The sequence below is a fragment of the Spirosoma koreense genome (assembly GCF_054777875.1).
In genome coordinates, this window is sequence record NZ_BAAHAC010000022.1 from 1359926 (window position 1) to 1372782 (window position 12857).

At 52.5% G+C, this 12857-nt stretch carries 14 protein-coding genes and 1 tRNA gene; 12 read left to right on the plus strand and 3 right to left on the minus strand.

Features of this window, described 5'->3' with window-relative positions:
* The first annotated feature begins 75 nt into the window (after positions 1–75).
* From modA to ACYVC2_RS19000, 6 genes are all read left to right on the plus strand, one after another.
* Positions 76–816 (plus strand): molybdate ABC transporter substrate-binding protein, encoded by a 741-nt coding sequence (gene modA / locus ACYVC2_RS18975; RefSeq protein ID WP_461104601.1) that lies wholly within the window; start codon positions 76–78, stop codon positions 814–816.
* A gap of 85 nt (positions 817–901) precedes the next feature.
* Positions 902–1567 (plus strand): molybdate ABC transporter permease subunit, encoded by a 666-nt coding sequence (modB, locus tag ACYVC2_RS18980; RefSeq protein WP_461104603.1) that lies wholly within the window; start codon positions 902–904, stop codon positions 1565–1567.
* Positions 1564–2379: an ATP-binding cassette domain-containing protein gene (locus tag ACYVC2_RS18985; protein ID WP_461104605.1), complete on the plus strand. Its 816-nt coding sequence runs from the start codon at positions 1564–1566 to the stop codon at positions 2377–2379. Before modB ends, ACYVC2_RS18985 begins: the two co-directional genes overlap by 4 nt.
* A gap of 167 nt (positions 2380–2546) precedes the next feature.
* On the plus strand, positions 2547–3089 hold the full coding sequence (locus tag ACYVC2_RS18990; RefSeq protein ID WP_461104607.1) for an L-threonylcarbamoyladenylate synthase: 543 nt from the start codon (positions 2547–2549) through the stop codon (positions 3087–3089).
* 56 nt (positions 3090–3145) lie between these two features.
* The gene (locus tag ACYVC2_RS18995) at positions 3146–4594 is read left to right on the plus strand and encodes a CCA tRNA nucleotidyltransferase (protein WP_461104609.1); all 1449 of its coding nucleotides are present in this window, start codon (positions 3146–3148) and stop codon (positions 4592–4594) included.
* An 80-nt stretch (positions 4595–4674) separates the two neighbouring features.
* On the plus strand, positions 4675–4884 hold the full coding sequence (locus tag ACYVC2_RS19000) for a hypothetical protein (RefSeq protein ID WP_461104611.1): 210 nt from the start codon (positions 4675–4677) through the stop codon (positions 4882–4884).
* A gap of 98 nt (positions 4885–4982) precedes the next feature.
* On the opposite strand, the gene ACYVC2_RS19005 is transcribed toward ACYVC2_RS19000, so the two are convergent.
* Positions 4983–5774, minus strand: a complete 792-nt coding sequence (locus ACYVC2_RS19005) for a M23 family metallopeptidase (protein ID WP_461107186.1) — start codon at positions 5772–5774, stop codon at positions 4983–4985.
* Positions 5775–6073: 299 nt separating this feature from the next.
* On the opposite strand from ACYVC2_RS19005, the gene ACYVC2_RS19010 reads away from it, so the two are divergent.
* The 3 genes from ACYVC2_RS19010 to ACYVC2_RS19020 all read left to right on the plus strand — a co-directional run bounded on the left by ACYVC2_RS19010 (position 6074) and on the right by ACYVC2_RS19020 (position 9288).
* Positions 6074–6265 carry a cold-shock protein gene (locus tag ACYVC2_RS19010; RefSeq protein ID WP_018620078.1) on the plus strand — a complete coding sequence of 64 codons (192 nt, stop codon included), beginning with the start codon at positions 6074–6076 and terminating at the stop codon, positions 6263–6265.
* 189 nt (positions 6266–6454) lie between these two features.
* Positions 6455–8596, plus strand: coding sequence for a Tex family protein (locus tag ACYVC2_RS19015; RefSeq protein ID WP_461104613.1), 2142 nt, complete (start codon positions 6455–6457; stop codon positions 8594–8596).
* A 74-nt stretch (positions 8597–8670) separates the two neighbouring features.
* Complete coding sequence (locus ACYVC2_RS19020; RefSeq protein WP_461104615.1) at positions 8671–9288, plus strand: C40 family peptidase; 618 nt, start codon at positions 8671–8673, stop codon at positions 9286–9288.
* Between the two features lie 103 nt (positions 9289–9391).
* Here the strand turns inward: ACYVC2_RS19020 and ACYVC2_RS19025 are convergent, their stop codons facing one another.
* A complete protein-coding gene (locus ACYVC2_RS19025) occupies positions 9392–9646 on the minus strand; it encodes a GIY-YIG nuclease family protein (RefSeq protein WP_461104617.1) in 255 nt (84 codons plus the stop codon).
* 150 nt (positions 9647–9796) lie between these two features.
* On the opposite strand from ACYVC2_RS19025, the gene ACYVC2_RS19030 reads away from it, so the two are divergent.
* Positions 9797–9870, plus strand: a tRNA-Ala gene (locus tag ACYVC2_RS19030).
* A 145-nt stretch (positions 9871–10015) separates the two neighbouring features.
* On the opposite strand, the gene ACYVC2_RS19035 is transcribed toward ACYVC2_RS19030, so the two are convergent.
* On the minus strand, positions 10016–10513 hold the full coding sequence (locus tag ACYVC2_RS19035; RefSeq protein ID WP_461104619.1) for a DUF3299 domain-containing protein: 498 nt from the start codon (positions 10511–10513) through the stop codon (positions 10016–10018).
* Positions 10514–10603: 90 nt separating this feature from the next.
* Here ACYVC2_RS19035 and ACYVC2_RS19040 point away from each other — a divergent pair, with 90 nt between their 5' ends.
* Together ACYVC2_RS19040 and ACYVC2_RS19045 are read left to right on the plus strand one after the other, a co-directional pair.
* A complete protein-coding gene (locus ACYVC2_RS19040) occupies positions 10604–12178 on the plus strand; it encodes a sensor histidine kinase (RefSeq protein ID WP_461104621.1) in 1575 nt (524 codons plus the stop codon).
* A 4-nt stretch (positions 12179–12182) separates the two neighbouring features.
* Positions 12183–12839, plus strand: a complete 657-nt coding sequence (locus ACYVC2_RS19045) for a response regulator transcription factor (protein WP_461107188.1) — start codon at positions 12183–12185, stop codon at positions 12837–12839.
* The last annotated feature ends 18 nt before the right edge of the window (positions 12840–12857 follow it).

The following is a 12857-nucleotide window of genomic DNA, read 5'->3' on the forward strand; positions in this document are numbered from 1 at the left end:
TCGGTTCCGACATTATTATCTACAGTTACCCTGGCAGGGCCATCAACCAACTGGACCGGCTACTTCACAACGCCTATGAAAAAGATACTACTGGTCTTGTTGCTCCTGTCTGCGGGAGTAAGCGCCCAGCCGCTCCGGGTGGCGGTAGCTGCCAATGCGCAGTTCGTGATGGAAAAACTTCGGGTAGCGTTCCAGCAGAAAACAGGGCTCACGGTCGAGACTATCGTCAATTCGTCCGGCAAACTGACGACCCAGATTCAGCAGGGAGCCCCCTACGATGTATTTCTGTCGGCCGACATGACCTATCCGCAAACCTTGCATCAGCAGGGTCTGACGACAGCCGCCCCGGTTGTGTACGCGTATGGCACACTGGTGTTGTGGACCGCAGGTGATATGCCCCTCGTTGCAGATCTGAAGATGCTGGTCAATCCGGCTGTTCGGCATATAGCCATCGCCAATCCGGCTACGGCTCCCTATGGCGAAGCGGCTGTATCGGCCCTGAAACAGAAGCAGTTGCTGAAGAAAGTGCAGCCCAAGGTTGTTTACGGCGAAAGCATCGCTCAGGTGAATCAGTACATCCTGTCGGGAGCTGCCGAGGTCGGTTTCACGGCTAAGTCGGTAGTGTTGGATTCCAGCCTGAAAGCGCGCGGCCACTGGATCGAGTTGCCCACGACAGGCTACAAACCCATTGCTCAGGGAGTGGTGGTGCTGAAACGGAGCAATCAGCGCAAAGCCGCCGAGCAGTTTGTTCTCTTTTTGCGTAGTCCGGTCGCCCGCCGTATTTTGCAGCAGTTCGGCTATCAGGAACATAAGTAAATGGATAATGTAAAATGAATAATGTGGTACGGTCATTATTCATTTTACATTATCCATTATTCATTCCACATTATTCATTGTCTTTATGCCCATCGACTGGGAACCTATCTGGCTGACGTTGCGCCTGGCAGGCATCACGACCCTCCTGTTGCTGCTGATCGGCATACCGATGGCGGGTTGGCTGGCGCTGAGCCGGTTTCGGCTGAAGCCCGTTGTCGAAGCGCTGATCAGTTTGCCACTGGTGTTGCCGCCTTCGGTAGTCGGCTTTTATTTATTATTGGCGTTCAGTCCGACGAGTGGGCTGGGAGCCTGGCTCATTCGAACCCTCGACCTGCAACTGGTCTTTTCGTTCGAAGGGCTAGTGGTGGCATCGCTGCTGTATAGCCTCCCGTTTATGGTGCACCCGATTCAGGCGGGGCTGGAAAATCTGCCGGTTTCCTGGCGGGAAGCCTCTTACACGCTCGGGCAATCGCCTGTCCGTACCCTGTGGCGGGTGCTGCTGCCCAACTGCAAACCGGCACTGCTGACGGGGATTGTGCTGTCCTTCGCGCATACCATCGGTGAGTTCGGGCTGGTGCTGATGATCGGTGGAAACCTGCCCGGTCAGACGCGCGTGGCGTCTATTGCCATCTACGACGAGGTCGAACTGCTGCATTTCGAAACGGCCCATGCCTATGCCGCCTTATTACTGGGGGTGTCGTTCGCTATTCTGCTGCTGGTCTACGCGGTGAATAAACGGGTGACGATATGATTCAGGTGGCTGTTTCCATGCCCCGGCTGTTTGCCGAAGGAGCCGGGGAGCTACAGGTGGATCTGTCTCTACAACCGGGGAGCCTGACGGCCATCGTCGGCCCGTCGGGTTCCGGAAAAACTACCCTGCTGCGTTTACTGGCCGGTTTGGAAACACCTCCGCAAGGGCACATTGGCGTCGGCGAACAGATTTGGCTGGACACCCGGCAAGGAATTAATCGGGTGCCCCAGCAGCGATCCATCGGCTATATTTTTCAGGATACGGCCTTGTTTCCCAACATGAGCGTTCGGGCAAATATTGCCTACGCGGCTCCTGCCGGTCAGGGGCCGCTGATCGATGAACTGATCGACGCAACGGGTCTGAATGCGTTTGTCGATAAAAAGCCGACAGTACTCTCGGGTGGTCAGCGGCAGCGGGTGGCGTTGGCCCGTGCGCTGGTGCGTCGGCCGCAGTTGCTGTTGCTGGATGAACCCTTTGCAGCTCTCGATGCCATTGCCGCCAGACAACTGCGACAGGTGTTGCTCAGCCTGCATCGCGCCTGGGGAACGACGACGTTGCTGGTCAGCCACCACGACGCCGATGTGCAGACGTTAGCCGACCGGGTTATTCACCTGGTGCAGGGTCGTATTCAGAAGGATCATCAGGTAAATACTGGCTTCTCGACAGCGGAGCCAATCCGGGAGCGGGTCGAACGGATTCAGTTTGATGAAGCTGCCCAGGAATGGCTGATCGAATCCGCCAGCTCACAGATTCGCTCGGCCAATCCAGCCTGGGGGCAGGTTCGCGTCGGCGATCTAATTCAGGTTGGTTAACCTTCTTTTCGACAGGATGGACAGGATTTTATGACTGTAAATAATCCTGTCCATCCGGAGCGTCGGCCCGGCTGTTAATCCTGTCAAAAAACTTGTTCTGTAGCTGCGAATCGGTCAGCTGAACGGTTTTTGCTCAGTTCGCCGTATTTTTGCGATTTATTTGTCTGATGACTCCATCCATCCGCGATATCGCTTATCAACTTCGGCAGGGACAACTCATTGCTCTGGCTGATGAAACTGGTTGGTCGCTGGCCGCTGACCCGGTGAACGATGCGGCTGTAACGCAGCTGTTGACGGCTGTTGCGAGCATGCCCGCTGGGCTGCAACCGACGGTACTGATCCAGAACGCTAATCAGCTTGGCCTGTACGTAGTCAAACTGCCCGAGGTCGCTTACGACCTGGTAGAGTTTGCTGAAAACCCACTCACGGTCGTGTACGATCAGGGAAAAAACCTGTCGATGGTGCTCTGGCCATCGACTGAGTCGGAAGCTGGAACCGTGGCCGTTCGGCGGTCGTTGACGGAGGATATCCAGCGGTTGATCGGTAGTTTCGGGCGTGGCCTTCTGACTATTCCATTCGAGTCATTGGTGGTGCCGCCGGTGGCCGAATCCCTTGTCAGTAGTCGCTTCGGTACACTACCCGGTATGCCGAAACGCCCCCGGATCATGCAGTTGCGCAGCAATGGGGAAGTCAGTTTTATCAGAAAATAAAGTCGATGGTTGTCAGTAGCTAGTCACTGATAACTATCGACTGACAACTTGTTTTCATGAATTTTAGCGATACATTACAGAAGAACCCTATTTTCAATACCATTGCCCACGAGGCCAGTTTGCTTGGCGTGCGGGCTTACGTAATCGGCGGGTTCGTTCGGGATTTGGTGATGAATCGCCCGTCGAACGATATTGATGTGGTTTGCATTGGCAGCGGTATTGCGCTGGCCAACGCGGTGGGGAATTCGTTAGGAACCAACGTGGCAGTGTTTCCAAATTTTGGAACCGCCATGCTGCGCACTGGCCAGCCGGAGTGGGAGGTCGAGTTCGTCGGAGCGCGCAGGGAATCGTACCGGAGCGATTCGCGCAAACCGATTGTTGAAGATGGAACCCTCGAAGATGATCAGAACCGGCGGGATTTTACGATCAACGCCATGGGTATCAGCCTCAACGCTACGGATTTTGGGGAGCTGCTCGATCCCTTCGACGGATTGAAAGACATCAAACGGAAAATTATCCGGACACCGCTCGATCCGGACATTACCTTCTCCGATGATCCGCTGCGCATGATGCGGGCGATCCGGTTTGCCTCCCAGCTGAGCTTCGATATTGAGCCCGATACGTTCGATGCCATTGTGCGCATGAACGAACGGATCACGATTGTCTCGCGCGAACGCGTTACCGATGAACTGAATAAAATCATCCTGTCCGCCACGCCGTCATACGGCTTTAAGCTGCTGTATCACGCGGGTTTGCTGGAGCGGATTTTCCCCGAACTGATCGCGCTGAAGGGCGTTGAGACCATCGAGGGAAAAGGGCACAAAGATAATTTTTACCACACGCTCCAGGTTCTCGACAACATTGCCAACCGGACGCAGAAAGACAAAATAGCGCCCGGAAACGAACTCTGGCTACGTTGGGCGGCTTTGTTGCACGATATTGCCAAACCAGCTACAAAACGCTTCGATCCGAAAGCTGGCTGGACGTTTCACGGGCATGAAGACTTGGGAGCCCGCTGGGTACCGGGTATTTTTCGGACCATGAAGCTGCCCCTGAACGAACACATGCGGTTTGTACAGAACCTGGTTCGGCTTCATCTGCGCCCCATTGCGTTGACCAAAGAACAGATTACCGATTCGGCCATACGGCGGCTGCTGGTGGACGCAGGCGACGATCTGGAAGGATTGATGGCGCTTTGCCGTGCGGATATTACCTCGAAGAACTACGAACGGGTACAAAAGCACCTACGTAATTTCGACCGCGTCGAACGGAAACTGATCGATCTGGAAGAACGCGATAAACTGCGTAATTTTCAGCCCGTCATTACGGGGGAGTTGATCATGGAAACGTTTGGACTATCGCCGTCGAAAGAAGTGGGTGAACTCAAAACCGTTCTGCGGGAAGCGATTCTGGACGGTATCGTACCCAACTCACTCGATGCCGCTTATCCGTTTTTGCTCGAAGAAGGCCGCAAGCGGGGGTTACAAGTAAACAGAAATGTATAATGAAAAATGGTTAATGAATAATCCGCGTCTGGAATAGTCATTAACCATTTTTCATTATACATTATCCATTAATTCATCATATGGACAATAACAATACCAATTTTCGGCGCTTTTTTGGCGCATCGCTCACCATCCTGGGCGTAGTGGTCGTACTCTTTGCGCTCATCGCCTTTCTGTCCGACGGGAAGGCAGTACTGGGTATGCACATATCCAAGGGCGAATCGGCCGCTCCCTTCATCGTCGGTATGATCTTCCTGGTAACGGGAGTGAACCTGGTGCGGGAGTCGTGATGAGCAATGAATAATGGACAATGTATGATGAATAATGGCTTTCAGGGCTATGGCCTGCGGTCGGCATTATTCATCATACATTGTCCATTATTCATTGCTCACTGCGAAGTTTTTGCCGACAACAGCCAGGTATACGGATTGATGGGGACGGGTAAGCCGTCGGGCTGAATTTGCAGGTACATCAGGTGCAGATGTGTAGGTGAGCGGGTTTTGTAGGCATTGTAGCCCGAACGGCCCATCTCAGCCAGTTTTTGCCCTGTCTGTACCCACTGGCCCGGCGTTACGTTCACCTGACTGTTGTGGGCGTAATAAAACAGGCCGTGGAAGATCGGATCGTAGACCCAGATCCAGTTGCCACCCCGGTATTCGGAGCCGGGTTTCCAGGCCGTTTCGATGCCGATTACCAGTCCTGAACTCATCGCCAGTATGTCGACGGGCTGACCCGTACGATCGTCGAGGTAATCCTGGTTGCGATCGCGGATGAAAATGTCCTGAGCGGGATGACTGCCGCGAACGTTATAATCGAACAGATCGAAGCCATTACCCCGGTATCCTTCGCCGTGGGTGCCGCCGATGGCACTGCTGGTGTAGCCGCGCAGGGGAAACGTAAAATACTGACCTGTTCGGCAGAGGCTATCGCTCAGGAGTGAATCCTGCGGGTAGCTTTCGGCGCTTCGGAACCGCTCATGCAGGCCATTCATGATGGAGCTGAATTGTTTACGAGCCGAATCGGGCGTTATGCTTTGTACACGAATCTGGGTATAGAGGGTCTGAAACCGCTGGCAATAGCTATACAGCGAAGGAACGCTGTCGGTACTGACAACGACTTGCGACGAAGCCACATTCAGCCCACCAATTACCAATGCCCCAACAATTCCCGCTACCCGCATGAATGAAGTTACGTCGATCTTCACTACTTAATATCGTCAATGAACCGCCAAAAGTACGCAAAGGAGCGGGATGTTCGTAGCCATCGACGAATTGAAGCGACGGGTCTATGGCTACCGGACCACTTCTGGAAAGTAGCAGAGAATGGCCACATGCTGGATCGGTTTTGGTGTCTATAAATGAACGATAGGACCGAGGTTAAGGAAAAAGTAAAAAAATATTGATTTAAGGGCAAAAAATGCCAATACAATTTGGAAATCAATTTTATTGTGTCGTTCTTCGCCCAAATTTAAACCAAACAATGCAAACAGGAACTGTAAAATTCTTTAATGAAACCAAAGGGTTTGGCTTCATTAAACCCGATGAAGGTGGCGAAGACATTTTTGTGCACGCTTCTGGCCTCATCGATCAAATCCGCGAAAACGACAAAGTAAAATTCAATGTCGAGCGTGGCAAGAAAGGCTTAAACGCCGTGAACGTCGAAATAGCTTAATTGTAAGATATACGAGACACCCGTTGTAAAAAACATGCCAGCTGGCATGTTTTTTTTTGCCCTGTCGGTTCGTAAGGCCATTTTTGCAATCCAAAACTTATTGTCATTCTTAGTCATTGATCGTCATTTACTAATGCAAGTAGTGATAATGAACGACGATCAATGACTAAGAATGACGCTATAACCGTAATGACCCCTTCTATTGAACAGCGTGTGGCGACCCGGCTGGCGCTGAATCCGAAATCGGTAGTTGCTACCATCGAATTACTTAACGGCGGAGCGACCGTTCCGTTTATTGCGCGGTATCGTAAAGAAGCGACAGCCTCCACCGACCGTGGGCCGCTCGACGAAGTGCAGATTGGCCAGATCAAAGAAACGTACCAAAAACTGATCGACCTCGACAAACGCCGGGAGGCCATACTGAAATCCATCGGTGAGCAGGGTAAACTGACGCCTGAACTACATCAGAAAATCGAAGCCACCGATTCGCTGACCGAACTGGAAGATCTCTACCTGCCTTATAAACAGAAGCGTAAAACCCGCGCTACCCTGGCCATCGAGCGGGGGTTGGAACCGCTGGCCAACATACTGATCGCCCAGCGTGAATCGGCCGTCGAACGAGCCGCTCAGCGGTACCTGTCCGACGCTGTACCTACGGTAGCGGAGGCCTTGCAGGGAGCCCGGGATATCCTGGCTGAGCGGATAAGCGAAGATGCAGCGGCCCGCCAGCGTACGCGTAACCTGTTCGAGCGGGAAGCGATTATCCGCTCGGTAGTCAGGAAAGGGAAAGAAACCGAGGGCGTGAAGTTTAAAGATTACTTTGATTTTGCCGAGCCGCTCCGGCGTGTTCCCTCGCACCGGCTACTGGCTATCCGTCGGGGAGAAGCCGAAGGGTTTCTATCGGTGAGCGTCGGCCCTGATGAAGAAGCGGCTATCGAACGGCTCGAACGTCAGTTCGTAGCCGAGCGAGCCGGAACGCCGGCCTGTAAGGAACAGGTGTCACTGGCTATCCGCGACAGTTACAAGCGCCTGCTCAAACCCTCGCTCGAAACTGAGTTTGCCAATCAATCGAAAGAAAAAGCCGATACCGAAGCCATCCAGATTTTTGCCGATAACCTGCGTCAGCTTCTGCTAAGCCCGCCCCTGGGGCAGCAACGGGTGATGGCGATCGATCCGGGCTACCGAACGGGCTGTAAAACCGTATGCCTAGATGCACAGGGAAATTTACTCACCGATACAGTCTTGTACCTGGCTCAGTCCGATAACCAGCGGCAACAGGCAGCACAGGTTGTTCAGAAGCTGGTTGCCCAGTATCAGATCGACGCCATTGCGATTGGTAACGGCACGGCCGGACGCGAAACCGAGGAGTTTATCAACAGCCTGAACTTAAACAGGCCGGTGTTTATGGTCAGTGAGCAGGGCGCATCGATTTATTCGGCTTCGGAAGTGGCTCGCGACGAATTCCCCGATCGGGACGTTACCGTGCGGGGAGCTGTCAGCATCGGCCGCCGGTTGATGGACCCGCTGGCCGAACTGGTCAAAATCGACCCGAAGTCCATCGGGGTAGGGCAGTACCAGCACGACGTAGACCAGGCCGATCTGAAGTCGAGTCTGGACAAGGTTGTCGAAAGCTGCGTCAATCAGGTGGGCGTGTCGCTCAATACGGCCAGCGCTTACTTGCTGCGCTATATATCGGGGTTGGGGCCACAACTGGCTGGCAATATTGTGGCCTACCGTACTGAACATGGCGCCTTTACCTCCCGCGATCAGCTCAAAAAAGTTCCGCGGCTTGGTCCCAAGGCATTTGAACAATGTGCCGGATTCCTACGCATCGAAGGGGCTAAGAATCCGCTGGACAACAGTGCGGTACATCCGGAGCGGTATGCCGTGGTTCAGCAGATGGCCGTCGATGTGCAGAGTACCGTGGCCGACCTGATTCGCAAACCCGAAGCTCGTCAGCAAATCCGTCCCGAACGCTACGTAACCGGCGAGGTAGGGCTACCGACGCTCCGCGACATTCTGGCCGAACTCGCCAAGCCGGGCCGCGATCCACGCGAGCAGCTATCGGTATTCGAGTACGACGCCCGCATTCGGTCGGTCGATGATCTGCACGAAGGAATGGTTCTGCCCGGGGTGGTCACGAATATTACGGCTTTTGGCGCTTTTGTAGACATTGGCGTCAAGCAGGACGGGCTGGTGCACGTATCGCAGATGGCGAATCACTTCGTATCGGACCCCAAAACTGTGGTGAAAGTGTACCAGAAAGTAAAAGTTAAAGTGATGGAAGTCGATAAGATTCGCAAACGCATTGCGTTATCTATGAAAATTTGATAGGTTGCACCACTAATCAATCGGATAACACCGTCGTATTGATCCTTTGGTGTCCTAATCCTATCCTCAGCTTTATGCAACATCGCTGGCCCTGGGACCTCACCCGTTCGCTACTGCTAAGTGTTTCTCTACTTTCTTTGTTGACCGCCTGCGACGCGCTCCGCTCTTCAGGCCCGTCCGTCAGCCGCCGTCCGACAGCCCATTCCGTCGCCCGTCGCCCAGCTTCGGCCAAAGGAGCTGTCCGGTCAGCGGGTGCCGCGAAATCTACGGAAAAAGTGGTGGATACCCGCACCTACGAAAACCGCTACGTGCCGGAAGTGGTGAAAATTGCCCGTACATATACCGGAACGCCTTACCGGACCGGAGGCAACACCACCGATGGAATAGACTGCTCGGGGCTGGTGTATGCCGTTTTCAATACCGTTGGTCTGAAAATGCCCCGGATTTCCTGGCAGCAGTCGGAAGTGGGCCGTGAAGTGGAGGTAGCCGAAATTCTGCCCGGCGATTTAATTTTCTTCGTGCCAGATAAAGGGCAGGCGGGGTATGTATCGCACACGGGCATCGTAACCGAAGTGCATGGTGAGCAGAACATCCGCTTCATTCACGCATCTTCCTCACGGGGCGTTCGCGAAGACAATCTTTATTCCGACTATTTCAAAGGCCGCTTCGTGAAAGCCCTACGCCCATTCTGAGTCTTGACCGATTCCATCGACAGCCAAAGCGCCGTAGAAAGAGCCTGATGCATCAGGCTTTCTACGGCGCTTCAATAAATAAGTCGGTTATTTTTAGTACTGATCAGACGACGGGCTGAGCTGCGCTGATCAATTCTTCCCAGTAAGAGCGATCTTTCTTCTTCAGTTTCATTTCCAGACTCAAAGCCTCGTTGCGGGTCGGAAACGGTTGGGTGAACTTAACCTCCCACGGCTTACCGTCGGCAGTAGCAGGATTCGTTTTCGCGTTATGCTGCCACATGGTGATTTTCAGATCTTTCGTCTGCCCGATAAAATAACGGTCGGCCGACGGGCTGTAAATAATATAAACGGTATGCATACGGTGTCGGGTATAGAATCAAAACTACACAATTGATAGGATAAAACAAACTTTACTTTAGTAAGTGGGCCGACTCGGTGGCAGGAGCAAAAAAAATGAGTTTGGGTTTTGGAGCGGTTGATTTTTTGCTCATCTTTGCACCCACAAAAAGGGGGTATAGCTCAGTTGGCTAGAGCGCTACAATGGCATTGTAGAGGCCGTCGGTTCGAATCCGACTATCTCCACTACTCTTCGACACAAGTTAAAATCGATGCCTCCTGCGGAAACGTAGGGGGCATTTTGCATTCGGATAAGTTATAAAAGCAAGACTCCGGACTGAAGCTGTTCAGTCCGGAGTCTTGCTTGATGATATCTGGTGGAAACGAACGCTTATTGATCGATCATCTCCGCATCGGCCAGAATATAATTTAGTTCGTAAATATTGTCGGCGTTCAGTTTAAGCGTACCGCGGAATGTCCGGCGTTCGTCTGTTTTAAATTTTTTGTCGGATTTCTTAAATTTAAGCGAAACGACCGATTCCGGACCAGCTCCTCCGCAGAAGAAGCAGGCGCTGTAAGGAAAAGCCGACAGCACGTAGATGTTCGCTTCGAGATCGACCGGAAGCACATAACCCGTCAGTTCGACTGGTTTACCGTTCAGTTTCTGAATGTTCTGGCCAAACGTTGGGTAGAGCATATAAACCGATTCTTCAGCATACCATTTTTTCTTGAACGTAACGTCGCGCAGTGTTTCCCACGACAGTTTTACCGGCTCAGCCGCAACCGAAGCTTTTGAAACAGGCCTGGTAGGGTTGACGGGCGGTACGGTTGGGCGAAAAGCCGAACCCGCAAATGAGACAACGATTAACGCAATCAGTAGACGAATCATGAGGCTGGAAGTCTTAATGATTAAGATACAGAGGTAAAAATACAAAAAAGATTACTTTTACTAAACCATTTTGTTTCGACCACGCTACTCGTGCCCGATTTACTCAACGATAACGCAAAAGATGGCTCGGTAATTCCCGTTCGGTTTACCCGGCTGTATATGACGATGCTGATTATCCTGGCCGTACTTCTCACTGTAGGCCAGGGGCTTACGCAATGGCGGTTGCGCGCGGTGGAAGATGAGATATGGATTGTTCGGTATGCTGCTCTACAACGTCACCAGAGCCAGCAGATCGTCAAGCAGGCGCTGCAACTGGCCGATCCGAATGAACAAACTAAGTTTTCGGAAAATGTAGCCGAACTGCGCCAGGTTTTTCCGGTTTTCGAGCGGTATCATTTGCAGGTTCGCCAGGGCCGCGTCGAGGACCAGAAGGTAGTCATCAAAAATTCTGATACCATTCAGCGGCTTTATGCAGGCATCTGGCCGCAATTTGAAGCCTTCCGAAAAAGTGCGCAGCGGCTCATGCGTCTGAACCAGTACAGCGAAATTCAGCAACCCGACGTACAGGCCAGTCTTGAACGGCTTTTGGCGAATGAAAAACCGTTTCTGGAAGAGATGGACGCCATTGTGCGGGAGTACAATGGCGAAGTGCGCTCTAAGTTAACCCAGCTCCGGTCCATAGAATTTTATCTGTTTGTGTTTACCGTAGTGGCGCTGGCGGCTATCGGTTTGTTAATTTTCCGGCCCGCGGCCCGAAAATTGAAACAAACGTTTGCGCAGTTGGTTGAAGCGGAAAGCCAGACAGCTGCGGCCAATAAAAAATTGATCAGCGCCAACAAATCGCTCAAAGAAACCCGTCAGAAATTGTTCGAAGCCACCAAGCTACAGTATGAACAACAGATCGATGAGCAGAAAGTACGCACGTCATACCTGATTGCGGGGCAGGAAGAAGAACGAAAACGGCTCTCACGCGAATTGCACGACGGGCTGGGGCAGATGCTGACGGCGATCAAGTTGCAGATCGAAGGACTGGAAGCGGGTCTGGTGAAATCGGCCGCTGAGCAGAATGGTATGTTGACCTATCCGAAAAATCTTCATACCCTGAAGAGCCTGGTAACGCAGACGATTCAGGAGACCCGCGCCATTTCGAACGACCTGATGCCGACAGTGCTGAGTGATTTTGGGGTATTGCCGGCGCTTAAAATGCTGGCCGAACAGGACCGTACTGAGCATATCGACGTAACGTTCGAAACCAATCTGACGGTCGACATGCCCCGGCTGGACAAAAACGTCGAGATTACGCTGTATCGGGTAACGCAGGAAGCCGTCAGCAATGCCGTTCGTCATGCCAGGGCATCCCACATCCACATCGAACTGAATGAGCGCGGAAACACGTTACAGTTGACAATCAGTGATGATGGAAAAGGGTTTCAGGCATCTCGCCGGAAACAGACCGATGGTTTGTCAAAAGCCAAACAGGAAGCAACGGAAAGCCATGGAACGCGGGTGAAAGCAAGAACGCCTTCGCAGGGGCTCCATAACATTCAGGAACGAACAAAACTGCTTAACGGTAAATTTAAAATTAGTTCTACGTTGGGAAAAGGTACTAAAGTACAGGTTAGCATTCCCTATCAAACGCATTTGGCGCATCATGGCATCTATTAAACTAATGCTGGTCGACGATCATTCCATCGTTCGCGACGGTATCCGGCTCCTGTTGGAACAGGCCGATGGATTGGAAATTATTGACGAAGCCAACGACGGCGAAGAAGCCCTCGATAAGCTGAAAGCACACCAGTCAGATCCGGCCCAGATGCCGGAACTGATTCTGATGGACATTTCCTTGCCGGGCATGTCGGGTATTCAGGCTGCTCAGATTGTCAGTCGTCTGTACAAAAACGTGCGGGTGCTGATGCTGTCCATGCATAACAACGAAGACTACATCCTGAAGTCAGTAGAAGCCGGTGCGTATGGGTATATTTTGAAAGATTCGTCGTCGGACGAGATGATCAAAGCGATCCGAACGATTGCTGCGGGAGAAAAATACTACAGCTCGCCGGTGGCCTCCATTATCCTGAGTGGCTACATGCAGCAACTGAAAAAAGGAAACCGGCAGGGACGAACCGAACGGCAGTCGAAACTGTCGAACAAGGAAAAAGAAATTTTACAGTTTCTGGTCGATGGGATGAGCAGCCGCGAAATTGCCGAAAAGCTCCAGCTTAGTGTCCGAACCGTTGATAACCACCGGGCCAACATGATGCGTCGGCTGCAGGTGCGCAATGCTGCGGAACTTGTACGGATGGCCGTTGAAGATAAATTGATCTGAAGAATCGGGCAACGGAAA